The organism is Streptomyces goshikiensis (assembly GCF_014650555.1).
Lineage (GTDB): Bacteria > Actinomycetota > Actinomycetes > Streptomycetales > Streptomycetaceae > Streptomyces > Streptomyces goshikiensis.
Window position 1 is genome coordinate 68,547 of record NZ_BMVE01000009.1, and the last position, 22,341, is coordinate 90,887.

The 22,341-nt window shown below is 74.3% G+C and carries 22 protein-coding genes; 12 read left to right on the forward strand and 10 right to left on the reverse strand.

Features of this window, described 5'->3' with window-relative positions; genetic code table 11:
* Positions 1-11 precede the first annotated feature (11 nt).
* The 7 genes from IE248_RS24470 to IE248_RS24500 all read left to right on the forward strand — a co-directional run bounded on the left by IE248_RS24470 (position 12) and on the right by IE248_RS24500 (position 6,711).
* A complete protein-coding gene (locus IE248_RS24470) occupies positions 12-1,334 on the forward strand; it encodes an ATP phosphoribosyltransferase regulatory subunit (protein WP_190031679.1) in 1,323 nt (440 codons plus the stop codon).
* Positions 1,335-1,430: 96 nt separating this feature from the next.
* Positions 1,431-2,810 (forward strand): UDP binding domain-containing protein, encoded by a 1,380-nt coding sequence (locus IE248_RS24475; RefSeq protein ID WP_229895487.1) that lies wholly within the window; start codon positions 1,431-1,433, stop codon positions 2,808-2,810.
* A gap of 114 nt (positions 2,811-2,924) precedes the next feature.
* Complete coding sequence (locus IE248_RS24480; protein WP_190031680.1) at positions 2,925-3,842, forward strand: NAD-dependent epimerase/dehydratase family protein; 918 nt, start codon at positions 2,925-2,927, stop codon at positions 3,840-3,842.
* Positions 3,830-4,531 (forward strand): PIG-L deacetylase family protein, encoded by a 702-nt coding sequence (locus IE248_RS24485; RefSeq protein ID WP_229895488.1) that lies wholly within the window; start codon positions 3,830-3,832, stop codon positions 4,529-4,531. The genes IE248_RS24480 and IE248_RS24485 overlap by 13 nt, the downstream gene beginning before the upstream one ends.
* A 111-nt stretch (positions 4,532-4,642) precedes the next feature.
* On the forward strand, positions 4,643-6,031 hold the full coding sequence (locus tag IE248_RS24490; RefSeq protein ID WP_008741298.1) for a helix-turn-helix domain-containing protein: 1,389 nt from the start codon (positions 4,643-4,645) through the stop codon (positions 6,029-6,031).
* Between the two features lie 166 nt (positions 6,032-6,197).
* Positions 6,198-6,413, forward strand: a complete 216-nt coding sequence (locus IE248_RS24495) for a hypothetical protein (RefSeq protein ID WP_100582183.1) — start codon at positions 6,198-6,200, stop codon at positions 6,411-6,413.
* Between the two features lie 79 nt (positions 6,414-6,492).
* Positions 6,493-6,711, forward strand: a complete 219-nt coding sequence (locus IE248_RS24500; protein WP_100582182.1) for a hypothetical protein — start codon at positions 6,493-6,495, stop codon at positions 6,709-6,711.
* A gap of 153 nt (positions 6,712-6,864) precedes the next feature.
* Here IE248_RS24500 and IE248_RS24505 read toward each other — a convergent pair whose 3' ends face one another.
* A complete protein-coding gene (locus IE248_RS24505) occupies positions 6,865-9,948 on the reverse strand; it encodes an AfsR/SARP family transcriptional regulator (RefSeq protein ID WP_229895489.1) in 3,084 nt (1,027 codons plus the stop codon).
* Between the two features lie 272 nt (positions 9,949-10,220).
* Between IE248_RS24505 and IE248_RS24510 the strand changes: the two genes are divergently transcribed.
* Entirely contained in the window at positions 10,221-11,441 is a 1,221-nt protein-coding gene (locus IE248_RS24510; RefSeq protein ID WP_190031681.1) for a cytochrome P450 family protein, read from the forward strand.
* A 30-nt stretch (positions 11,442-11,471) separates the two neighbouring features.
* Here the strand turns inward: IE248_RS24510 and IE248_RS24515 are convergent, their stop codons facing one another.
* Positions 11,472-12,107, reverse strand: a complete 636-nt coding sequence (locus IE248_RS24515) for a class I SAM-dependent methyltransferase (protein WP_073794764.1) — start codon at positions 12,105-12,107, stop codon at positions 11,472-11,474.
* 173 nt (positions 12,108-12,280) lie between these two features.
* Here IE248_RS24515 and IE248_RS24520 point away from each other — a divergent pair, with 173 nt between their 5' ends.
* On the forward strand, positions 12,281-12,976 hold the full coding sequence (locus IE248_RS24520) for a hypothetical protein (protein WP_229895490.1): 696 nt from the start codon (positions 12,281-12,283) through the stop codon (positions 12,974-12,976).
* A 27-nt stretch (positions 12,977-13,003) separates the two neighbouring features.
* Here the strand turns inward: IE248_RS24520 and IE248_RS24525 are convergent, their stop codons facing one another.
* Together IE248_RS24525 and cutA are read right to left on the reverse strand one after the other, a co-directional pair.
* Positions 13,004-13,495: a CAP domain-containing protein gene (locus IE248_RS24525; RefSeq protein WP_100582178.1), complete on the reverse strand. Its 492-nt coding sequence runs from the start codon at positions 13,493-13,495 to the stop codon at positions 13,004-13,006.
* A gap of 145 nt (positions 13,496-13,640) precedes the next feature.
* The gene (gene cutA, locus IE248_RS24530) at positions 13,641-13,958 is read right to left on the reverse strand and encodes a divalent-cation tolerance protein CutA (RefSeq protein ID WP_008741290.1); all 318 of its coding nucleotides are present in this window, start codon (positions 13,956-13,958) and stop codon (positions 13,641-13,643) included.
* A 90-nt stretch (positions 13,959-14,048) separates the two neighbouring features.
* On the opposite strand from cutA, the gene IE248_RS24535 reads away from it, so the two are divergent.
* Entirely contained in the window at positions 14,049-14,426 is a 378-nt protein-coding gene (locus tag IE248_RS24535; protein WP_190031683.1) for a hypothetical protein, read from the forward strand.
* Between the two features lie 27 nt (positions 14,427-14,453).
* On the opposite strand, the gene IE248_RS24540 is transcribed toward IE248_RS24535, so the two are convergent.
* The gene (locus IE248_RS24540; protein WP_190031684.1) at positions 14,454-15,734 is read right to left on the reverse strand and encodes an MFS transporter; all 1,281 of its coding nucleotides are present in this window, start codon (positions 15,732-15,734) and stop codon (positions 14,454-14,456) included.
* Between the two features lie 162 nt (positions 15,735-15,896).
* Here IE248_RS24540 and IE248_RS24545 point away from each other — a divergent pair, with 162 nt between their 5' ends.
* Positions 15,897-16,859, forward strand: a complete 963-nt coding sequence (locus IE248_RS24545) for a LysR family transcriptional regulator (RefSeq protein WP_190031685.1) — start codon at positions 15,897-15,899, stop codon at positions 16,857-16,859.
* Between the two features lie 4 nt (positions 16,860-16,863).
* On the opposite strand, the gene IE248_RS24550 is transcribed toward IE248_RS24545, so the two are convergent.
* A complete protein-coding gene (locus IE248_RS24550; protein WP_100582174.1) occupies positions 16,864-17,862 on the reverse strand; it encodes a linear amide C-N hydrolase in 999 nt (332 codons plus the stop codon).
* Between the two features lie 74 nt (positions 17,863-17,936).
* On the reverse strand, positions 17,937-18,896 hold the full coding sequence (locus IE248_RS24555) for an NAD(P)-dependent oxidoreductase (RefSeq protein WP_190031686.1): 960 nt from the start codon (positions 18,894-18,896) through the stop codon (positions 17,937-17,939).
* An 84-nt stretch (positions 18,897-18,980) separates the two neighbouring features.
* Between IE248_RS24555 and IE248_RS24560 the strand changes: the two genes are divergently transcribed.
* Positions 18,981-19,361, forward strand: a complete 381-nt coding sequence (locus IE248_RS24560) for a winged helix-turn-helix transcriptional regulator (RefSeq protein WP_008741283.1) — start codon at positions 18,981-18,983, stop codon at positions 19,359-19,361.
* Between the two features lie 18 nt (positions 19,362-19,379).
* On the opposite strand, the gene IE248_RS24565 is transcribed toward IE248_RS24560, so the two are convergent.
* The 3 genes from IE248_RS24565 to IE248_RS38700 all read right to left on the reverse strand — a co-directional run bounded on the left by IE248_RS24565 (position 19,380) and on the right by IE248_RS38700 (position 22,275).
* Positions 19,380-20,753 carry an FAD-dependent oxidoreductase gene (locus tag IE248_RS24565; protein WP_190031687.1) on the reverse strand — a complete coding sequence of 458 codons (1,374 nt, stop codon included), beginning with the start codon at positions 20,751-20,753 and terminating at the stop codon, positions 19,380-19,382.
* A 70-nt stretch (positions 20,754-20,823) separates the two neighbouring features.
* A complete protein-coding gene (locus IE248_RS24570; protein ID WP_100582171.1) occupies positions 20,824-21,330 on the reverse strand; it encodes a nuclear transport factor 2 family protein in 507 nt (168 codons plus the stop codon).
* A gap of 237 nt (positions 21,331-21,567) precedes the next feature.
* Positions 21,568-22,275, reverse strand: a complete 708-nt coding sequence (locus IE248_RS38700) for an RlpA-like double-psi beta-barrel domain-containing protein (RefSeq protein ID WP_229895492.1) — start codon at positions 22,273-22,275, stop codon at positions 21,568-21,570.
* Between the last annotated feature and the right edge of the window lie 66 nt (positions 22,276-22,341).

Sequence of the window (22,341 nt, forward strand, 5' to 3'; positions counted from 1 at the left end):
AGGGACGACACATGAGTTACGCGTTCGAGGCGCTGCCCCGAGGGTTCAGCGACCTGGTGGGCGAGGAGGCCGCGCAGGGGGTGTGGGCCGAGTCGATGTTCCGGTCGGTGACGCGCAGCTTCGGCTTCGCGCCCGTCACGGTGGCGCCGGTCGGCTACGCCGAGACCTTCGAGCAGTTCGGCTCCGCGGCCACCGGCCGCATCTTCGCCTTCGAGGACCTCTCCGGGAGGCGCCTCGCCCTGACGGCGGACTCGCTGGTGGCCGTACTGCGGGCCCTGGCCGGGTCGGGACGGCTGACCGGCGGCGCCAGCGCCCTCGGCGCCGCCTGCGTGCCCATCGCCCGGTACCGGCGCAAGCGGCACCGGGGCTGGAGCCAGGCGGTCGCGGTCATCTGCAACGAGGCCGACGAACTCGCCGCCGACCTGACCCTGCTGCGGCTCTGGGCCGAGCTCTTCGAGGTCCTGGGCCCGGCCGCCGGGGGGCGGCTGGAGTACTGCGACTACGGGGTGCTCGACGCGATCGCCGCGGACGAGGGGCTGAGCCCCGCCGCCGCCCGCAACGCGCTCCACCACCGTCGCCGCGGACCGGCGCCGGAGGCGGGGGAACCGCGGGCGGCGGAGCAGGTGCTGCCGCCCGGGGAACCGCGGGACGACGAGCAGGTGCTGCCGCCCGGGGGACCGCAGGCGGCGGAGCCCGCTCCGCCGTCCCCCGCGGGGTTCCTGCGGCGCCTGGACCGGCTCTCCGAGCTCTGCCGCGGACTGCCGCCGCGGGAGGCCCCGGACCGGGTGGCGGCGGCGGAGCCGGTGACGGGGGAGCGGATGGCCCATCTGCGGACCGTCCTGGCGATCGCCCACGAGCTCGGCGTACGGGTGGAGTTCGCCCTCGACTGGGAGCACGCGCCGGAGTACCAGGCCGGGTTGTGCTTCCTGGCCCGCACCGGTGACGGCCGCACGCTCGGGGACGGCGGTGGCTACCACCACATGGTGCGCACCCTGGACATCGGGCTCAGCAGCTGCTGGAGCACCAGCGCCTCGGTCAACCTGCTGGCCGAGCTGGGGCCGGTGCCCGACGCGGAGTGCGTGCACCTGATGCGCATGCCCTCCGCCGACCTGCGCACCTTCATGGCCGTCGCCCGGCGGCTGCGCGGAGCCGGGTACGACGTGCTGGAGCACTGGCAGCCCCGGCGGCTCGGGCGCCAGCTGCGCCGGGTGCCGGCCCGGCCCAGCCAGTGGTTCGCGCTGGTGGGGGAGAAGGAGGCCGCCTCCGGGCGGCTGACCCTGCAGAACGCGGCCGCCACCGGGGTCACCAGGGACCTCGACCTGAATCCGGTGTAATTTTTTTTGACTTCGTTTGTGACTCGAATATTGACTAGCTTGTCAATCTCTCCATATGATCCAGTCAATTAGATTCGACCCAAGGGAGCAAGGCCGATGAAGCCCTCGACGTCCCCGCGCCCGCTGTCGGCGGCGCTCCAGGACCGGACGGAGTCCGTCACGGTGTGGGGGGCGGGCTACATCGGTCTGTCCGCCGCGTGCGCCCTGGCCGGAGCCGGATTCCCCTGCACGGTGCTCGACACCGACGGGAACCGGGTCGGCCAGATCAACGCCGGCGTGGTGCCGCTGCCGGGCTTCGAGGACGTCATCCCCCTCGCCGAAGCCCGCTCCGGCGGGCGGCTGCGGGCGGCGTCCCCCGAGGACACCGCGGCGGTCGCCGCCCGGGTGCACCTGGTCTGCGTCAACACCGACCGCGACGGCCGGCCGGTGACCGGGCCGCTGACCGAGGTGCTCACCGCCATCGCCGGGGCCCGCACCGGCGGCGAGACCCTGATCGCCCTGGAGAGCACGGTCAGCCTGCGCTGGCTCGACGAACTGGTGCCCGCCGCCCTCGGCGCGGCCCCCGCGGGCGACCCGTCGCTCCACCTGGTCGCCGCACCCCGCCGGGACTGGATGCTCTCCCCCGAGATGAACCTGCGGACCCTGCCCCGCGTGGTGGGCACCGCCCGCCCGGAGTCCCTGCCCCTGGCCCGGGAGCTGTACGAGGCGATCAGCGAGGTCGTCCATCCCGCGCCGGACTGGCGGCACGCCGGTCTGACCAAGCCGGTCGAGAACCTCTACCGCTACCTGGACCTGGTGCTGACCAACCAGCTCGCCGAGGCGTACCCGGGCCTGGACGTGCCCGAGGTGCTGCGGCTGGCCGGCACCAAGTGGAACGTGCCCACCTTCCACCCCTCCATCGGCATCGGCGGCTACTGCATCCCGCTCAGCCCCCGGTTCGCCGTCGACGGGGCGGGCGAGGGCCCGGTCGATGTCGAGGGCGGCCCGGGCGCTGCCGAGGACGGCCTGCTCCCGCTGGTCGCCGCCGCGATGGCCTGGGACGGGGACCACCCGGCCCGGGTCGCGGAATCGATCCTCCGGATCGCCGACGGCCCCATCGGAATCCTCGGCCTCAGCTACGCGCCCAACGCCCGGATCGTCGAGGGCTCGCCCGCCCGGCGGCTCGCCGAGCACCTGCTCGCCCGCGGCGCCGACGTGCTGCTGCACGACCCGTACTTCACCCCCGAGGAGATCACCTCCCTCACCGGCGCCCGGCCGCTGAGCTGGCCGGACGACCTGGGCGGCCTCGGCACCCTGGTCGCCGTCACCCCGCACGACCTCTACGGCGACCTGCCCGCCCGCCTCGCCGCGCTGGCGGACCCGCCGGCGGTCGTGGACAACCTCGGCAGCTACGGCGCCACGCTGCGCGGCACCGCAGTCCGCTACGCGGAATGGGGCACCCCCGCCACGCGACCCGCCGCCGAGCCCCGGCCCTGAGCCCCGCCGCCGGGCTCCGGCACCGCGCGCCCCGGCCCTGAGCCCCGGCCGCCCTGCCCCCCGTACGCACACCCTTCACCCACCGCGCCCGCGCACCAGCACCAGGGAGACCCCATGAAAGCCGTCGTCACAGGCGGAAGCGGATTCCTCGGCAGCACCATCGCCTGCCGACTGATCGAGGAGGGCCACGACGTCACCGTCCTCGACCTGAAGCCCATCGGCACCAAGGGCCTGCGCCCCGACGCCCGCTTCGTCCAGGGCGACGTCCGCGACTCCGAACTGCTGATGAAGACCTTCCAGGACGCCGAGGAGGTCTACCACCTGGCCGGCGTCCTCGGGACCTCCGAACTCCAGGAGACCCCGCAGGAAGCCATCGACGTCAACATCGGCGGCACCGTCAAGGTCTTCGAGGCGGCCGGCACCTGCGGAGTGCCCCGGGTCTTCTACCCCGGCAAGCCCAACGTCTGGCTGAACACCTACACCATCACCAAGGCGGCGGCCGAGTCCTTCGCGCAGATGGCCAACGAGTCCGGCCCCAGCCGCATCTGCTCCCTGCGCTACTACAACGCCTACGGCCCCGGCCAGGCCCTGCTCCCCATCCGCAAGATCGTCCCCGCCTTCGCCGCGCAGGCCATGCGGGGCCTGCCGATCCAGGTCTACGGCGACGGCGAGCAGATCGTCGACATGGTCTACTCCCACGACCTCGCCGACATGACCATCCGCTTCACCCGCACCGAGCGCACCGACGTGATCCCGGACTGCGGCAGCGGGATCAGCGTCAGCGTCAACGAGGTGGCCGCCTCGGTCAACGAGCACTTCGGCAACGCCGCGGGCATCCTGCACCTGCCGATGCGCCCGGGCGAGGTGCCGCGCACCGTCCTCACCGCCGACATGGCCGAGCTGCGCGAGGTCCTCGGCGAGCCGCGCCTGAGCGACTACACCACCTCGCTCGCGGAGACCCTGGACTGGTACGCCCGGCTGCCCGCCGAGGAGATCGACAAGACGGTGGCCTTCTACGGATGGCAGGTGTGACCGGCGCCCCCGCCGCCGCCCCGGACGCCGGGCACCACCCGGCCACCGTGCTGGTGGTGGTCGCCCACCCCGACGACGCGGAGATCGCCGCCGGCGGCACCATCGCCCGCCTCAGTTCCTCCGGCGTCCGGGTGGTCACCGCCGTCCTCTCCCTGCCCGAGTCCGGTGCGCAGGGCGAGCGGCGCACCCGGTACACCGAGCGGGCGGCCGAGACCCTCGGCTACGAGCTGCGCTGGCCGACCCGTGGCGAGAACCGGCAGGTCGCCGACATCGGGGAGATCGCCCTGGTGGCCACGGTGGACCGGCTGATCGCCGAGGTCGCCCCCCGGGCGGTGCTCACCCACTGGAGCGGCGACGGCCACGCGGACCACCGCCTCACCGCCCGGGCGGCCGCCGCCGCGACCCGCACCTGCCGCGTCGACCTCTACGGGATGCGGCCGGGCGAGACCCGTACCCCGGCGTTCTCCCGCTTCGCCCCGCAGGTGTTCGTGGACATCACCGCCCACTCCGCCGCCAAGCGGCGCGCCCTGGAACCCTTCGCCGCCGCCCGGCCCGGCTTCCGGCCCCTCGACCTGGCGGCGGTGGAGGCAGCGGACCGCTTCCACGGGAGCCTGAGCGGAACCGACCGCGCGGAGAGCTTCGTCGTGGAGCGGGCACACGGGCTCGGGGGGCTGCTCGCGGCCGGCTGAACCCACGGGACCGCGGACTGCGGCGGCCCGGCTCCGCCTGGCCTTGACCGAGTATATTCACTATATTCACTCGGGATGTCCTGCCGTCAGTCACAATAGGGGGAAGCCGTCATGGCGGAATCGCAGACTCTGGGGTCACGGATCCGCCGGCTGCGCCGCGAGGCCGGCCTGTCGCAGATGGACCTGGCCGGCGAGAACCTCTCCCCGAGCTACATCTCGCTGCTGGAGGCGGGCAAGCGCACCCCCTCCCCGGAGGTCCTGGAACAGATCGCCGCCCGGCTCGGCTGCGCCCCCGGGCAGCTGCTGGAACTGCTGGCGCCCGAACGGCACGACACCCTCCAGACGGACCTGCGCTACGCGGAGATCAGCCTGCGCAACGGCGACCCCAAGACCGCCCTGGACACCTACTCCGCGGTCCGCGACAAGGCCGCCGCCGCCGGGCAGGACGGCATCCGGCTGACCGCCGAGTACGGCGTGGCCCAGGCCCTGGAGCACGACGGCCGGCTGGAGGAGGCCGCCGACCGCTACCAGGCGCTGCTGGACCACGCCGGATACGGACAGTCCCTGATCCCGCGGCTGGCGGTGGCGGTGGCACTGTGCCGCTGCTACCGGGAGACGGGCGACCTGGCCCACGCGATCGACCTGGCCAACGCCACCCTGGAGGAGGCCCGCGCGCTCCGGCTCACCCCGACCGTGCTGGGCGTCGAACTGCTGGCCACCCTCGTCGGGCTGTACTGCGAGCGCGGCGACCTGCACCGCGCGGCCGCCCTGGCCCGGACCGCCATCGAGGAGGCGGAGGGCATCGACGACCGCAAGGCCCTGGGCGCCGCCTACTGGAACGCCGGAGTGGTGGCGCACCGGGGCGGCGCCTCCGCCGACGCCCTGCTGCTGCTCGAACGCGCCCTGGCCATCTACTCCGAGGGCGACGACGCCCGGGCGCTGTCCCGGCTGCGCAACGCGTACGCGTCGGTGCTGATGCAGTCGGAGTCCGGTGACATCGCGGAGGCCAAGTCACAGCTGGTGCGCAGCGCCGAGACCCTCGCCGACCACGGCAGCACCGTGGACATGGCGTACTGCGAGACCGCGCTCGCCCGCGCCTGCCTGCTGGAGTCCGACCCCCGCCAGGCCGGGGAGCACGCCCGGCGGGCCCTGGAACTGCTGGGCTCCGGACACCGGCTGGAGACCGCGCGCACCCTCCTGGTCCTGGCGGGCGCCCAACTGCAACTCGGCGACGCCGAGGCGGCCGAGGCCGGCTGCGAGCGGGCCGCGCTGCTGCTGGAGGCCTCCGAGGCGGACCGGCAGGCGGCCTCCGCCTGGAACGACCTCGGGGAACTGCTGGAGCGCTCCGGGCGCACCGAGCGCGCCGTGTGGGCCTTCCGTCAGAGCCTGCGCTGCCTCGGCCAGCGCAGCAGCCTGCTCCCGGCCGCCGACGGACCGGCCGGCGCCGGATCGGCCGCGGGCCGGGCGGGAGCCGCAGGGGCCGCCGACCGCGGGCGATAGGCGGGTAGGCGGGTAGGCGACGGGCGATAGACGCGGCCGTAGATCATTTGCAGATATCGTGTTGATCGCCGGCGCCTAACGTCGGAGGAGACAGCGCGGGAACGGGCGATCGCCCCTTCCCGACACCGCTCACCGGTTCCTCCCCGCGACGAAAGCAGACGCCCGCATGCCGCACGCAGCCAGCCGCACCACCGGTGTCCGTACGTCCTCCGGGGCCGTCACCGGCCCGTTCCGGCACCGCAGCGTTCAGGCGGCGGTACTGGCCCTGCTGCTCGCGGCCTGGCCCGCCGAACTCGCCACGGCGACGGCACCGGAGTTCCACGGCGTACTGACGGGGATCGAGAGCGCCGCGCACACCAAGGACATTCCCCTCTGCTGCTGACGGAACCCGTCCGCGGCCACGCACCACCCGCTCGACCCACCGGCAGACCACCGGTGGTGAACGTCAAGGAGGACCCCTCATGTTCAAGCTGCCCCGTGCCTGTGCGGCACTCGGCCTGACGCTGCTCGCCGCGACCGCCCTGGGCGCCGCCGGCCTCACCCCCGCCGCCCTCGCGCACACCCCCACGCCGGTGGGCCAGCGGGTCGTCGTCCAGGCCGACGGGATGGGGACGGGGCACGACGAGGTGCCCGAGGTCAACAACACCGGGTCCAGCTTCGACCCGCGCGAGAAGATGTGATCCAGGGCTGACGGGAGGCCGTCCGGCGGCGCGGGTAACCCCGCCCCGGGCGGCCTTTTCCGTACGCGCCCCCGCGCGGCCCGTTTCCGTACGTCCCCCGTGCCCCCGCCCCCGTGCCCCCGCCCCCGCGCCCCCCGTCGCGCGGCCGCGCCGTCAGCCCAGCCCGGCCAGCAGCTTCGACACGTCGGCCGCGTCGGGCAGCCCGAGGCGGGTGAAGACCCCGTGGGCCTCCGTCAGATGGCCCCTGGCCCGGCCCGTTTCCCCCAGACCGGCCAGCGCCCGCCCCATCGCGACCAGGGAGTGCGCCCGGTCCCGCTCGGAGCACGCCTCCTCGCAGCGGGCCACCGCCGCGGCCGCGTACTGCACGGCCTCCAGCTCCCGCCCGGTGCTGCGCAGGGTCTCCGCCAGCCGGTAGAGCACCTGCGCCTCCCGCTCCCGCAGCCCGGCCGCCCGGCACACCGTCAGGGCCTCGCCGTAGCGGGCCACCGCCTCCTCGTAGCGCCCCAGTTCGTGCAGGGCCAGGCCCAGCACGTAGAGGGCGTAGGCCGCACTGGCGTCGTCGTCCAGCTCGCGCATCAGCGCCAGCGCGGACTCGCAGGACGGAATGGCCTCCTCGGAGCGCCCGCTGCGCACCCGGGCCAGCGCCGCGTTGACGGTGGTCACCGCCGCACCCGAGCGGTGTCCCAGCGTGTGCGCGAGGGCGATCGCCTCGTCGTAGCAGGCCGCCGCCTCCTCGAAGCGGCGCAGGAACTGCGCCACCAGGCCGAGGTCGTTGAGGGCCTGGCGCAGGGTGTACACGTCCTCGGCGGCGCGCGCCGCCTCGACGGCCAGTCCGGCGTGCCGCCCCGCGTCGGCGATCCGGTCGGCGCGCAGCGCGATGCCCCCGCAGAGCATCCGGGCCCGCCCGATGATCCTCGGACAGCCGGTCAGTTCCGCGGTCTCGGTCAGCGCGAGCGCCACCGGGGTCATCCGGTCGTACCACACGGCGTGGGTGTACGGGCTGACCGCGAGCAGCAGGTCCACCGCGCTGCCGAGCCGGTCCTGCGCGGCGTCCGGCAGGCGCAGGGTGACGGTGCTCAGCGCGGCCGCGACCAGGCCGTCGATCTCGGCCGCCACCCACGCGCGGGCGGCGTGCACGTCGCGGAACTCCAGCCCGGCCGACCGCAGCGGGCCGAAGGCGTCCGCCACCGGATCCCCGGGGATCGCGTGCGGGAACGCGCTGGCGGCCGTCGCCAGCAGGAAGTCCAGCAGCCGGCCGAGGGCCGCCGCCGCCTCCGCGGGGTCGTGCGACTCGGCGCGCTGCCGGGCGAAGACCCGTACGAGGTCGTGGTAGCCGTAACGGCCGGGCTTGGCGGACTCCAGCATCGCGGCATCGGTCAGCGACTCCAGCAGGACCTCCGCCGTGCTCTCGTCGACCCCCATCGCGGCGGCCGCCGCCGGTACCCCGATGTCCGCCGCGCCGGCCAGGGCGACCAGCCGGAAGGCCCGCGCCTGGGCGCCGGTGAGCTGCTGGTAGCCCAGTTCGAAGGCGGCGTCGATGGCCAGCGCGCCGATCCGCAGTTCGGCGATGCGCCGCTGCTCGTCCGCCAGGCGCGCGGTCAGCGTCGCCACCGACCAGGCGGGCCGGGCCGACAGCCGGGTGGCCACGATCCGCACCGCGAGCGGCAGGTGGCCGCAGGTCTCGACCAGCCGCAGGGCGTCCTCCCGCTGCGCCGCCAGCCGCTCCCGGCCGATGATCGAGCCGAGCAGGGCCAGCGCCTCGTCGCTGCGGAACGGCTCCAGCAGGAGCTGGGAGGTCAACGGCAGGTCGAACATGGGCGATCTGCTGGTGAGGATGACGGCGCAGCTGGCCGAACCCGGTATCAGCTCTCTGACCTGGGCGGCGTCCCGGGCGTTGTCCAGGACGATCAGCAGCCGTCTCCCGTCCACCAGCGACCGGAAGAGCCGGCAGCGCTCCTCGACGCCGTCGGGCACCTTGTCCTCGGGCACGCCGAGCGCGGCCAGGAACCCGGCCAGGACGAAGCCCGGCTTGGCCGGGTCGGCGCCGCTGCCCCGCAGGTCGGCGTGGAGCTGGCCGTCGGGGTAGTGGGCGCGGGCCCGGTGGGCGATGTGCAGGGTGAGGCAGGTCTTGCCGACGCCGCCCATCCCGGCGGCGGCCAGGACGACCGGGGTCCGGCGCGCCGGTTCGGTGAGCAGCGCGTGCCAGGCGTCGACCTGCTCGGTCCGGCCGACGAAGTCCGGTGCGTCGTAGGGGAGCTGGGCGGGCACCGGCGCCCCCGCCGGGTGCGCGGCGGTCTGCTGCCCGGCGCTTTGGTGCGCCTTCGCCGAGGGCGGCGGATTCGGCCGGTCCGCCTCGCCGTCCTCCCGCCGCGGCGGGTGGGCGTACGGGTCCGCGGCCTCGTCGCGGGCCTCTTCGCGGTCCTCGTCGTCGCCGCCCGGTTCCGGCGGCTCCGCGGGCAGCGCCGGGGAGGTCCCGGCCAGCGCGGGGTCGCCGGTGAGGATCCGCCGGTGCACCTCGGCCAGTTCCGGACCGGGCTCGATGCCCTGTTCCTCGACGAGCAGGTCCCGTACCCGGCTGAACACCGCGAGGGCGTCGGCCTGGCGGCCCGCACCGTAGAGCGCGCGCATCAGCAGGCCGTACGGGCGTTCCCGCAGCGGATGGGCGTCGGTCAGCTCGACGAGGTCCGGGATGGCCGGGCGGTGGTGGCCGAGGGCCAGGGCGAGCTCGAAGCGCTCTTCGAGCAGGGCCAGCCGCAGTTCCTCCAGCCGGACGCGCTGGCGCTCCGCGAACGGGCCGGGCACCCCGGCCAGCGGCTCTCCCTGCCAGAGGTCCAGGGCCCGTGCGAGGAACTGCCGGGCCTGCGGCACCCGGCCGTCGGCGCAGGCGCGCGAGGCCTCGGCTGCCAGCTCCTCGGCCCGGCACACGTCCAGGGCCGTGCCGGGCACGGCCAGCCGGTACCCGTCGCCGGCCAGCTCGAGGACGGTCGGCGCGGCGCCGTCGGTCTCCAGCAGCTTGCGCAGCCGCCAGACGTAGGTGCGGATGGTGGTCACCGCGCGGGTCGGCGGCGCGTCCGCCCAGAGCGCACCGACGATCTGCGCCATGGAGACGGGCTGGTTGGCGCGCAGCAGCAGCAGCGACAGCAGCGCCTGCTGCTGCGGCGGCCCCACCCGCAGTTCGACATCCCCCCGGTATGCCCGAACCGCGCCCAGAACCTCGAAACGGAATCCTCCAGCCACCTGCGTATCCCCTCACAACGGCCAGTAGTGCGAACGTTCATGATCGCTCGTGAACACGGCCTAAGACGGCGCCCACAGGTCCGGGGCTGCGTTCCGGCGGCAACGGGCGGGTAAATGACCGTCCCTTGACCGAGTGCGCCCCGTCGGCGCCGGACAACCGGATGCCGCAGCCACGATCCGGGGAGTGGTCCCCACTTGGCTCCCGCCCCGTGCTAGCGTCCTTCCCATGGAAACGGGGAGTGGTCCCCGTTTGCCGTGAGGGAGGAACCGCCGTGCCTGCACCGACCCTTGAGGAACTCGCCCCGGCGGGAAGCGACCTGACCGCCGACCCCCACCCCGCCCTCGCGGCGCTCCGCGAGCGCGGCCGCGTGCACCGCGTCCACGTACCCGGAACCGGCGACGTCTGGCTCGTACTCGGAAGGGACGAGGTCCGCGCGGCGCTGACGGACCAGCGGCTGCGCAACGACGTCCGGCACTCCGCTACCTGGGAGAGCGACGGCGGACACGCCATCGGCCTCAACATGCTCCAGACCGACGCACCCCGGCACACCCGGCTGCGCGCCCTGGTCGCCCGCGAGTTCACCGCCGGACGGGTGGAAGCGCTGCGGCCCCGCGTCCAGCGGATCGCCGACGCGCTCCTCGACGCCCTCCCACCGGCGGGCGGCTTCGACCTGGTCGCCGGCTACGCCCTCCCGCTGCCGCTGACCGTCATATGCGAGCTGCTCGGAGTGCCCGCCGGGGACCGGCACCTCTTCCACACCTGGTCGGCCGAGCTCGTGGCACCGTCCTCACCCGCCGCGGCCGCCGCCGCCGGCGCCGAGATGACCGCCTACTTCGCCTCGCTCATCACCGCCAAGACCCTCGATCCGGGTACGGACCTGATGAGCGCCCTCGTCCTGACGCCCGCGGGCGAGGAGGGGCTGTCGCCCGGGGAACTGCTCGGGATGGCCTTCCTCCTGCTCGTCGCCGGCCACGAGACCACCGTCAACCTGATCTCCGGCGGCGTGCTCAGCCTGCTGCGCCACCCGGACCAGCTCGCCGCCCTGCGCGCCGACCCGGGCCTCCTGGCCGGCGCGGTCGAGGAGATGCTCCGCCACGACGGGCCCGTCACCGCCGCGGCCTTCCGGCACGCCGCCGAACCCCTGGAGATCGCCGGAGTCCGCATCCCGGCCGGCGACAGCGTGATGCTCTCCCTCGCCTCGGCCTCCCGCGACCCCGCCCACTTCCCCGACCCCGACCGCTTCGACATCCGGCGCCCCGCCCGCGGCCACCTCGCGTTCGGGCACGGCGTCCACCACTGCCTGGGCGCGCCGCTGGCCCGCCTCGAAGGACGCATCGCCCTGGCGACCCTCCTGCGGCGGCTGCCGGACCTCACCCTGGCCACCGACCCCGACTCCGTGGAGCGCCGCCCCGGCGCCATGCTCAGGGGCGTCGCCGCCCTCCCCGTGTCGTGGTCGCACACCTTCCCCGCGCACCCGCCCACGACGCCCTGACCCACACCGCAGCCCCGTCGCGCCCGACCGTCATGCGGGTCGGCGCGTCGCGTAGCAGAAGAAGTGTTCCTCCGGGCCGGCGAGGGGGTCGGCGGGGACGAAGGTCGAGGTGTGGTGGTGCAGCACCTCCAGGCCCGCCTCCGTCAGCCGGCGCAGGTGCTGGTCCACGGACAGGCTGCTGACCGTGACCGGGTGGCCCATCCACTCGATGTCCAGACCGCGGATGTCCCCCGGCACCGTGGCCAGCACCAGGTACCCGCCCGGCGCGACCCACGAGGCCATCCGGTCGAGGGCCGCCTCGATCTCCGGCTGGTCCATCACCAGGAGCGGGAAGAAGGAGCACACGGCGTCGAAACCGCCCGCCTCCCGCGGTACGTACGTGCGGACGTCGGCCTGCTCGAAGCGCGCCCCCGGCACCAGGGCGCGGGCCGTCTCGACCATGGCCGCCGAGACGTCGATGCCGGTCACGGCGTGCCCGGCCCCGGCGAGCGCCTCGGCCGTCGGCCGGCCGGTGCCGCTGCCCACGTCCAGCACCCGGGCGCCGGCGGGCAGCCGCTCCGCGATCCAGTCCAGGGCAGCCATCTGTTCGGGCACCCGCCCGAACAGGTCCTCGTACCGCGCGCCCAGCGCGTCGAACACCTCCGCCGCGGTCTCGCGTCGCGTCATGTCCCCTCCTCGTCCCGGTCGTCGTCCCGGTCGTCGTCCCGGCTGTCGTCACGCTACCGGCGGGGCGGCGGCCCGACACCGGCGCGCGCCCGATTGTCAGTGCCGGCTGTGATGCTGGTTCCCGAACATCACGCGCGAGACCGACGGGGGATCCGATGCTTGCCGAGCGACCTGTGAGGACCGAGCCCACCGAGACCACCGAGCCCGGAGGCTTCGAGGCGGGGTGGTGCGCGAGCGACCTGGGCGAGCACCGGCCGTGCCGGTACACCTACGAGTACTACCCCTACGAGAGCCTGCCGCCCCTGGACTCCGCCCGGTTCACCGGCGATTTCGCCTGGCTCGGGGGCCCGGGTGCCGCCTCGCCGGAGCGCAGCGCGGCGCTGGCGGCGCTCGACGGCGCGCTCGCGGCCCACGGGCTGGCGCTGCCCGCGGAGTTCATCGCCTTCCAGGCGGGGGAGCGGACGCACCACGCGCTGGACGAGGTGTCGGTGACGGCCTGCTGGACCAGCCTCTCGGAACCGCTGCCCTGCCCCGGCGAGCCCGGCACCTTCCTCGTACGGTTCCTGCGGGACCAGCAGGACTGCGTCCACTGGTACTTGTGCCTGCGGCCCTCGGGCGAGACGTGCGTCGTCTGGTCCCCGGTCGACTTCGCGTACGAGTACGAGCGCGGCCGCGAGGCAGGCGCGGCGGAGCTGCGGGCGGAGATCCGCTGGTGCGCCCCGGCGTTCGAGGAGTTCGCGTACCGGTTCTGGGCCGAGAACCGCATATGGCACGCGGTCCACGGCGGCGGCCCGGCGGAACTGGACCAGCCCCTGCGCGACTACCTGGACCACTACGGCCCGACGGCAGCGAGCCCGCACACCCCGTGAGGGGTGCGCGGGCAGCGGTGGCCCCGGTCAGTCCGTGAACACCTGGACGATCCTGTCGCCGGATACGGCGACGCCCGTCTTCGTGTAGCTGCAGTTCTTGATGTTGCCCGAGTGGACAGCGCTGGCGAGCCAGCCGTCCACGTGCTTCTTCTCGTCGACGGAGCCCCAGGCGATGTTCTCCGCAGAGGCGTTGAACGTCGCTCCGGCCTTCTTCAGGCGGTCCTGGATGGACGAACCGTCCGACCCCGTGTGGCTGGTGGTCGAGTCGTTCGCGTACTCCTGGGCCGCGGCGGTGAGCTTCGGGTCCACCGCCAGGGGCTGGCAACCAGCCGCCTTGCGGGCCTCGTTCACCAATTCGAGGATCTTGCCCGGGTCGGAGGCCATGGGCAGAACGGCGCGCGTGCTCTGCGCGGGCGGAGTGGCGAGCGCCGCCGAAGCGGTGCCCGCGGTGCCCAGGAGCAGCAGGAGCGAGGATGCGCAGGTGAGGGTGTAGCTGCGTCGTATGGATCCGGAAGCCATGGAGTACCTTCCTTCTTCCGACAGAGAAGCGGAGGCCGCGGCGACGCTGCCGAAACGATCTCCAACGCAAGATTCTCCGCCGAGGCCCGCCCAGCCGCATCTCGTGAGAGCGAAACCGCAGGTCAGGGCCGGTATGGCGGAGCCCTCAGCGGGTGGACCGGGTGATCCAGGCCAGGTGCTCGGCCCGGCCGGCGTCGATGCCGAAGGTGAGGACCTCGGGGGAGTCGTAGGGGTGCTCGGCCACCAGGTGCTCCTCCAGGGAAACGCGCCGGTCCTGGGCGGTGCGGAAGGTCACCTGCCACTCGGTGCCCTCGCGGACCTCGCCGAGGTGCCGGTAGGTGGTGTCGATGGGGCCGGTCACCTGGCCCGAGGCGGCCAGGTTCGCCTCCACGGCCGAGCGCGACAGCCTCCGCGCGGCGTCCTGCGAGTCGACGGTGGTCAGCACGATCACGTGATCAGTCATGGGGGCACCGTAGCCGGGGCGGCGTCCCCCGGCCCCGGCGGCCGGGAAACCCCTGGGGACCGTCCCGCCGGGCCGCGTACGCTCGGCCACATGCCCCGCTCCCCGAAGAAGGCCCGCCGGCTCGTCGCCGACGGCCGCACCTACCTGTGGACCGTCCGCCACGGCCACCACGTGCTGGACGACGGCGGCTGCCGCAAGACCCTCACCCTGCGCACCCACCCCACGGGCACCGGCGGACTGCTGCGCTTCGTCTTCGACGAGGGCCCCGGCCGGTACGTCTCGGGTTTCACCACGGGGTCGGGGGAGGTCGGCGCCTCCGCCGCCGGAGCCCTGAACCTGCACGAACCGGGCACCGTACGGTTCCTGCTCGACACGGCGATCGCCCGCGGCTGGGACCCGCAGGAGCGCGGGGAAACCAAGGTCGACGGCTGGGCCTTCCTCGAAGCGGCGGTCGCCGCCCGCGGCTGAGACCGCGGCCGCGGCCCTCGTGGCCCGTCAGACGCGGTGCGGCGCGGGCTCCGGCTCCTGCCCGGGCCCCGGCTCCGGCTCCGGCTCCGGCTCGGTGTCGCGCGCCGCCGCGCGGCGGGGGAGCAGCAGTGGGGTCGCCAGCAGGAGCACGCCGGCCAGGCCGATGGCCGTACGCGGGCCGAGCAGCGCGCCGAGCACGCCCCAGAGGGCCGTCAGGAGCGCGGTCCCGGCCTTGGTCGTCACCGCCCAGGCGGACAGCGTGCGGGCGACCCGGTCGGCCGGGGTGCGCTCCAGCCGGTAGGTGGCGCAGACGGGGTTGAAGACCCCGCAGCACAGGATCAGCCCGAACTCGACCCCCATCACCAGCAGCAGCCCCCCGGTGCCCGGCCCGAGGAACGCCAGGCCGACGGGCCAGAGCGCGCGCAGCGCCCCGGCCCCGACCAGGACCTCGCGCTGCCCGAACCGGGCGACGAGCGGCCGGGCCAGCCGCGAACCGAGCAGCCCGCCGATCGACGGCACGGCGAAGGCGAGTCCGTACTGCCACGGCGCGAACCCGAGCCGGCCGAGCATCAGGACGGCCAGCAGCGGCCCGGAGGCCATCACCAGCCCGTTGAACAGGGCGGTGTTGAAGAGCAGCGGGCGCAGCGTCGCGTCGGCGAGAAGGTGGCGCCACCCGTCGAGCAGGTCCCCGGCCCGCAGCCGCGCGGCCTCCCGGCGCTCGGGCACCGGCTCCGGCCCGCCCATCGCGCGGATGCCCAGGGCCGAGAGCAGGTAGCTGACCGCGTCGGCCACCACCGTCGCCACCGGGCCGAGGAAGGCGATCGCGGCGCCGCCCAGCGGCGGTCCGATGATCGTGGTCGTCCAGGCGGTGGACTCGAACCGGGCGTTCGCCACGAGCAGGTCCCCGGCCGGCAGCAGCGTCTTCAGGTACGCGCCGGAGGCGGCGCGGAAGGTGATGTCCGCCGCCGCGACGACGACCGAGACCAGCAGGAGCTGAACGAAGGTGAGCACGCCGAGCGCGAACGCGACGGGGACCGTCAGCAGCGCCGCGCACCGCACCAGGTCCATCGCGATCAGCACCGGCCGCTTGCGGCGGAACTCCACCCACGGGCCGAGCGGCACCGCCACGACCGCGCCCACCGCGGCGCCCGCGGAGGAGAGCGCGGCGACCTCGGCCGGCCCGGAGTGCAGCACCTGGATGGCGATCAGCGGAAGCGCCCCGAAGGCCAGCCACGTGCCGAGCGCGCTCGTCCCGTACGCCCCCCAGAGCCACCCGAACCGCCGCCCCAGCCGGTGCCCGCCGCTCATGCCCGACGCCCCTCGCCCTCAGCCCCACACCGTCCCGCACCCGCACCCGCACAACCGGTGGGCGTCCGGACGCATCAAAGCAAGGCCGTACCCGGGGATCAAACAACCACGGAGCCGCCGCCCACAACCAACGGTTGTGGTCGCACGCCATAGGCTGTCGGCATGGACCTCGACACCGTGCGGACCTTCGTCATCGCCGCCGACGCGGGGCGGTTCCAGGAGGCCGCCGCCGAGCTGGCCGTCACCCAGCAGGCCGTCTCCAAACGCATCGCCGTACTGGAGCGCAGCCTCGGGGTGCGGCTGTTCACCCGCACCCCGCGCGGCGCCGAGCTCACCATCGACGGGCAGGCCTTCCTGCCCCACGCGCGCGAGCTGCTGCGCGTCGCCGAGCGCGCGGCCGCGTCCGTGCGCGGCGGCCGCCGGCCGCTGCGCGTCGACGTCATCGCCCCGCGCGGCGCGGCGTCGGGCCTGATGCGCGCCTTCCACCGCGCGCACCCCGAGGTCGACCTCGACGTACTGACGCTGATCGACATCGAGGCGGCCGTCGCCGCCATCCGCTCCGGTGCGATCGACGCGTCCTTCCGCGCCGTCGCCGTGCCCGGACGGCCCCTTCCCGAGGACATCGAATCCGTCCGGGTGCTCGACGAGCCGCTCCAGCTCCTCACCGGCACCGCCCACGCGCTGGCCGGTGCCGGCTCGGTGACCGTCGCCCAGCTCGTCGGGCACCGGATCTGGATGCCCGGCATCGTCCCAGGTACCGAGTGGGCCGCCTATTACGAGGACCTCGTCGCCGAGTTCGGTCTCACCATCGAGGTGACCGGCCCCAACTTCGGCTCCGACGCGCTCCTCGACACCGTCGCCGACACCCCGGCCCTGGCCACCTTCATGGGCGGGCTGACCCTCCCCCGGCTACCGCCGGGAGGCGCCGGCACCGCCTGGCCCGCCGGCCGCGGCCTGCGCCGCATCCCGGTGACCGGCCCGACGCCCGTCTACCCGCACTCGCTCCTGTGGCACCGCGACAACCCGCACCCGGCGCTGGCCCTGCTCCGCGCCCACCTCGCCGCCACGGCGGCCGGCCACGACGACGCCGGGACCTGGACGCCGGACTGGGTGCTTCCGCGCTGACCGCTCAGAACGGGGCGGGGGCTCGCGTGAACCGGTCCGAGACGTCCCCGACGAGGTCGGTCCCCTCGGGAGACAGCGTCATCACGGGGGCGCCGGGCGACAGGTCGAAGCGGTCGATCTCGGCCCACACGAGGTTCGGACTGGTGGACAGTTCGAAGAAGTACCGCTTGTTGGTGAGGTCGCAGACGGTGCGGTACTCGGTGTTGTAGGTCCGGAACCTCCCCTCGCGGTACGGCGCACCGAAGGGCACCGAGGCGTTGCGCGTGACGGCAAGGATGCCGGCGACCGCCTGCCGGTCGTCCGCCGGCTCGGGCAGCAGCGAGCTGAAGTAGGCGGCCCGCTGGAAGCGGTCGACCGCGTTGACGTTCCCGGGCAGCGGGACCTCGCTGCCGGGCTTGACGTGGCCGAGCTCCCGCAGGGTGCGCACCTCCTCCCGCAGCAGGCGCAGCTGTTCGTCGTAGGCGGGGGCGTTCGTCATGATCGTGTGGCCGCGGTCGTGGTGCACCCGCCGTTCGCCCGCGAGGTACTCGACGATCGCGGAGTCCCCCGACGCGTCCTCCAGGGCGATGTGCACGGTGGCCGGGAAGCCGTGCAGCTCGACCGGGACCAGCTGGCAGGTGTCGAGCAGTTCCAGGGCCTCCGTCACGGTGCGGGCGCCGTCCAGCAGGAACTGGATCCACAGGCCGATCTGGAGGCCCGGCCTGCCGGGGTCGCGGGGGCCGAGGTCGGTGCTGTCCAGGTACAGCATGTGCGCCCCGAGGCCCGCCTCGTTGAGGCCGTCGGCCGTACCGGCGCCGTAGACGGTCGTCACGATGCTGCCGAGTCCGCTCGTCCATCGCAGGGGGTTCTCGGCGACGACGGAGGTGCCCTTCAGCATCCCGCCGTCGCGCCGGAGCCCCCGGGGGAAGACGGTCAGGACCGGCTCGGTCGATTCCGGCCAGTCCATCGTCCGGCCGGTGAGCACGGCGCGGTCGTTGGTGTTCCACAAGATCCGCGTGCACATGGGTGATTCCCTCTCGGCGTGAGCCGCGCGCGTCAGCCCGTGGCCGAGGCGATGTACCCCCTCGGGGCGACTGCCTACCCGGCCGGGGCCGCAATGACCCGATCGGCCGAAGCCGGGTCCGCCCGGCGCGGTCCCCGGATGCCGTCGATGATGCGGGTCCAGTTGTCGCCGCCGTGTCCGTCCTCGATCGCGCGCCGGTAGTGGGCCCGGACGGCCAGGGGGAGTGCGAGGTCGAGGCCGAGGGAGGTGCTGGTCTCGACGATGTGATCGGCCGTCGCGCCCATCATGGTGACCGTGCTGAGGTCGCCGGGGTGCTCTCCCGCGTCGAGCGCGGCGCCGGGGTGCTCTTCGCCGGCCCGCAGGATGGCGCCGATCGCGTCGGCGCCGGCCAGCAGCTCCGGCAGCGCTTCCCCGGCCTTCAGGCCCGCGGTGCCCAGCATCGCGGTGGCGTGCATCAGCGCGGACAAGGTGGTCAGGAACACCGCGAGTTGCGCCTGGTACATCAGCTGGGCGAGACCCGGATCCTCCCCCAGGTAACGGGGCGTCCCGAGCGGCGCCAGAGTCTCCAGGTGGCTCCGCGCCGCCTCGCCGCCGCCGCCGCTGTAGTAGACGTGGGCCGCCTCCGTTCCGACCATCGGGGCGGGGACCATGACACCTCCGGTGAGGAAGGCGGCGCCGTGGCCCGCCGCCCAGCGCGCCGCCTCGCGCGTCCGGTCGGGGGTGTCGGAGCTCAGGTTGACCAGCGTCCGCCCCGCGAGCGATCCGGTGGCGCCGCCGAGGACTTCGTACATCGCCCGGTAGTCGGTGAGGCTGAGGATCACGAGGTCGCTCGCCTCGACCGCCCCGGCGGGCGTCGGCGCGAGCACGGCGCCGTCGGCCACGACGCCGGCGGCCCGGCCGGCGGTGCGGTTCCACACGGTGACCGGGTGACCGGAGGCGAGGAGCGTGCGCGTCATCGCCTGGCCCATGGGGCCGAGTCCGATCACGGTGACGGCGCTGTTCTGGCTGGTGGTGGGGGTCTGGGGTGCGTTCACCCCTCCATGCTCGGAGAGCGCCGCTAGTCTCGGAAGTACCCACTGTTTTCTGCGGTACTTACCTTTCAGTAAGGGGGGTCAGCGATGGCCAAGGGGCCGAGGAACGGACCGTACATCTGCGGCATCGACGCCGCGCTCGACGTGGTGAGCGGCAAGTGGAAGGGGCTGATCCTCTGGGAACTCGATGCTCACGGCATGCGCCGCTTCGCCCAGCTCCGCCGCGCTCTGGTGGGCGTGAGCGAGAAGATGCTGACGCAGCACCTGCGGGAGATGGAGGCGGACGGCCTCGTCCACCGCAAGGTCCACGCCGAGGTGCCGCCGCGCGTGGAGTACTCCCTCACGGACCACGGCCGTACGCTCAACCAGGCGCTCGGACCGCTCGGCGCCTGGGGGACCGAGCGGATGCGCCGCGAAGGCCACGAGGCCGTCGAGGCCGTCGAGGTGGCCGCGCCCGCAGCCGGCTGAACGGGCTCGGGAGCGGGTTCAGGCCGGGATGAGGGCGTCCCACTCCTCTCGGGTCGGACCGTCGTGCCGGGGAGTGAACTCCGGGCGGGCCGCCAGCCAGGCGGTGACGTGCCGCTCCACCTCGTCGGTGCCGTAGGCGTCGTCGGCTGACCGCAGGAGATGGCGTACGTGGGCCCGGGCCCGCATGACGACGGGGTCGTCGAAGGCGCAGGCGGCCCGCGCGGCAGCCTGCCGGTCCGGGGGCGGTGCGCTCTCGGCGAGGCGTTGCTCGTTGCCCCGGTCGGCGGTCACCTGCGCGTCGAACCAAGGGCGCAGGGCACCCGCCGCCCAGGCGTGGTAGCCGGCGGGGTCCTCGGCGATCTCGTCGGCATGGCCGGCGAGGTACTGGGCGGCGAGCAGGCCGAGGGCCGCGCCGTGGCCCAGGGTGGGGTTGGTGTGGATGAGGCTGTCCCCGGCGTTGACCAGGCCGGTGACGACGGGGCCCTCGTCGTCGGCGAGGGCGGTCCAGCGGTTGTCCAGGCCGGCCATCGCGAGGACGGCCGAGCGCGGTTCGGGGTCCAGGCCGAGCCAGGCGGCGGTGGCGGGGAACCGGCGGGCCGCGGCCTCGAACACGGCGGGGTCGGTGAGCGCGCCGCGGGTCGGATCCCCCGTGGAGAGCACCAGGTTCACCGCGAAGGTGTCGTTGTCGGAGGGGAAGACGCCGGCGAGCGCGAACGGCGAGGCCGAGCCGGTCTGCACCCGCCCGGGGTCGCGCGGGCCGCCGGCGCGCGGCTGGTACCAGCGGCACAGATAGGCGAGCCCCGTCCGGTGGCTGTCGACCACGGGCGGCCGGCAGCCCGCCGCGACCAGCCAGCCGGGAACCGGCGAGCGCCGGCCGGCCGCGTCGATGACGAGGTCCGCGCGAAAGGTTTCCCCGCCCACCCGTACGCCGGTGACCCGGGCCGGCCGGCCCGCCCGGACGGCAAGGGCGTCCACCCGGCGGCCCCGGCGCACCTCGACGGCGGGCTCCCGCCGTACGGCCGCGGCCAGGGCGGCCTCCAGCACGATGCGGCGGGTGCGCAGGGTCACCAGCTCCTCATCGCCCTCCCGGTGCGGCGGGTGCTCACCGAACCAGTCGAAATCGTGGTACTCCCGGGCCCCCCGGGCCAGCAAGTCCGCGTAGACGTCGGGGGTTTCGGCGCGCAACACGCTGCGTACGGGTGCGAGGAACGAGTGGGGCTGGACGGCCTGCGGTATCCGGGGCCGTTCCCAGTGGAAGAAGTCCCCGTCCAGGTCCTCTCCGGCCTGCCGCGCGTCCTGCTCGAACAACGTGACCGCGTGGCCCCGCCGCCCCAGCATGAGCGCCGCTCCCAGCCCGCTGATACCCCCACCGACCACCGCAACCCGCGCCACAAGCTCCCCTTCGCGTCGTGTTGCGGAACGAGCCTACTGGCCACCGGACTTGGCCGGGACCCGGGGTCAGTCAGGCGGCGGGCGGGGTCCAGTCGGCGGGCAGGCCGGACTGGGTCAGGACGGCGGCCAGGCTGTAGTGGTCCCGGTCGGAGGCGATCTGGCAGTGGTTCTCGTCGAGGTCGAGCAGCGTGGTCATGGGCACCGCGAACGGCTTGGGCGCGCCCTTGAGGTGCCCGGAGTAGACGGCCCGGACGGTGATGCGGTCTCCCTGGACACGGGTGGCGCGGACGGTGACGCGGACGTCTTCGATGAGGGCGTCGGCGCGCGCCTTCCACCCCGCGATCTCCTGGGGGCCGCGGAAGGTGACGGCCACGGCCTCGTCGGTGTAGGTGCCGTCGGCGGTGAACAGGCCGCCGAGCGCCTGGGGGTCGGTGCCGTTCCAGGCATGTGCCCAGGCGGTGACGATCCTCGGCGTGCGCCGGTCGGTGTTCTGGACGGCGTAGGCGGTGGAGGCGGTGGCGCACAGGGCCGCGGCGGCGGTCAGCACGGTCATGGCGCGGAGCGTGCGGGAGGTCATGGTTGATGCCCCTTCGGATACGGATACCGGTACGGACACGGGCGCCGCCCCACCGTGACGGTGCCGGGCGGACGCGGCGTCCACGGCATCCACACTCGCGCCGGACGGTGTCCACTCTCCAGGCCCACCCGGGCCGGTGGCTGTCCAGCACTGCCCACTCCTGTCCACCCGGAGCCACGGCGGGCAGGGGCGTCCTCCCCGCCGTGGCTCCGCTGACCCGAAGCCGGCTCCGGTCGCTCAGCCCACGCGTTCGATGCGGGCGCGCCGGATCAGGTTCTTGCCGGGCTCCCGCACCTTCTCGAAGGCGGCGTTGTTCAGGAGGGCGCAGCTGCCCGAGGGGCCGTTGACGGTGACCGTGGTCGCCTGCCCGTTGTCGAGGTTGGTGACCTTCAGCTTCGTGCCCACCGGGAACGTCCCGCTGGTCGCCGCGGGCGGGCCCGCCTCGCCGGACAGCGTGACCGTCGATCCGGGACACACGACCGCGCCGGTGGCCGGCGGCACTTGTACGGGCGTCCCCGCGGGCTTCCCCGCAGGCGCTCCCACCGGCGCTCCTCCAGCCGCCCCGCCGGGCGCGCCCGGCCGGGCCGGTGCGGCACTGCCCCCGCCCACGCGCTCGATGCGGGCGCGCCGGATCAGGTTCTTGCCGGGCTCCCGCACCTTCTCGAAGGCGGCGTTGTTCAGCAGAGCGCAGCTGCCCGAGGGGCCGTTGACGGTGACCGTCGTCGAGCGGGCGTTGTCGAGGTTGGTCACCTTCAGCTTCGTGCCCACCGGGAACGTCCCGCTGGTCGCCGCGGGCGGCCCCGCCTCACCCGACAGCGTGACCGTCGACCCGGGACACACCACGTCCGGGACCGCCGCATTGCCGGTCGCCATCGTGGCGGCGACCCCTCCGGTCACGAGCGTTCCCGTGACGACAGAGAGCACGAGCTTCTTCTTGAGACTCATCGTCCGTTTCCTGGACATGGGCACTCCTCGATCAGATGGACGCGGACCTCCGCGTCCTGCATACGG

Bases quoted from the DNA above. Each gene is read 5' to 3' on its own strand.
- IE248_RS24470 (WP_190031679.1), top strand. From the start codon at position 12: ATGAGTTACGCGTTCGAGGCGCTGCCCCGAGGGTTCAGCGACCTGGTG.
- IE248_RS24475 (WP_229895487.1), top strand. From the start codon at position 1,431: ATGAAGCCCTCGACGTCCCCGCGCCCGCTGTCGGCGGCGCTCCAGGAC.
- IE248_RS24480 (WP_190031680.1), top strand. From the start codon at position 2,925: ATGAAAGCCGTCGTCACAGGCGGAAGCGGATTCCTCGGCAGCACCATC.
- IE248_RS24485 (WP_229895488.1), top strand. From the start codon at position 3,830: ATGGCAGGTGTGACCGGCGCCCCCGCCGCCGCCCCGGACGCCGGGCAC.
- IE248_RS24490 (WP_008741298.1), top strand. From the start codon at position 4,643: ATGGCGGAATCGCAGACTCTGGGGTCACGGATCCGCCGGCTGCGCCGC.
- IE248_RS24495 (WP_100582183.1), top strand. From the start codon at position 6,198: ATGCCGCACGCAGCCAGCCGCACCACCGGTGTCCGTACGTCCTCCGGG.
- IE248_RS24500 (WP_100582182.1), top strand. From the start codon at position 6,493: ATGTTCAAGCTGCCCCGTGCCTGTGCGGCACTCGGCCTGACGCTGCTC.
- IE248_RS24515 (WP_073794764.1), bottom strand. From the start codon at position 12,107: ATGACGCGACGCGAGACCGCGGCGGAGGTGTTCGACGCGCTGGGCGCG.
- IE248_RS24525 (WP_100582178.1), bottom strand. From the start codon at position 13,495: ATGGCTTCCGGATCCATACGACGCAGCTACACCCTCACCTGCGCATCC.
- cutA (WP_008741290.1), bottom strand. From the start codon at position 13,958: ATGACTGATCACGTGATCGTGCTGACCACCGTCGACTCGCAGGACGCC.
- IE248_RS24535 (WP_190031683.1), top strand. From the start codon at position 14,049: ATGCCCCGCTCCCCGAAGAAGGCCCGCCGGCTCGTCGCCGACGGCCGC.
- IE248_RS24540 (WP_190031684.1), bottom strand. From the start codon at position 15,734: ATGAGCGGCGGGCACCGGCTGGGGCGGCGGTTCGGGTGGCTCTGGGGG.
- IE248_RS24545 (WP_190031685.1), top strand. From the start codon at position 15,897: ATGGACCTCGACACCGTGCGGACCTTCGTCATCGCCGCCGACGCGGGG.
- IE248_RS24550 (WP_100582174.1), bottom strand. From the start codon at position 17,862: ATGTGCACGCGGATCTTGTGGAACACCAACGACCGCGCCGTGCTCACC.
- IE248_RS24560 (WP_008741283.1), top strand. From the start codon at position 18,981: ATGGCCAAGGGGCCGAGGAACGGACCGTACATCTGCGGCATCGACGCC.
- IE248_RS24570 (WP_100582171.1), bottom strand. From the start codon at position 21,330: ATGACCTCCCGCACGCTCCGCGCCATGACCGTGCTGACCGCCGCCGCG.
- IE248_RS38700 (WP_229895492.1), bottom strand. From the start codon at position 22,275: ATGAGTCTCAAGAAGAAGCTCGTGCTCTCTGTCGTCACGGGAACGCTC.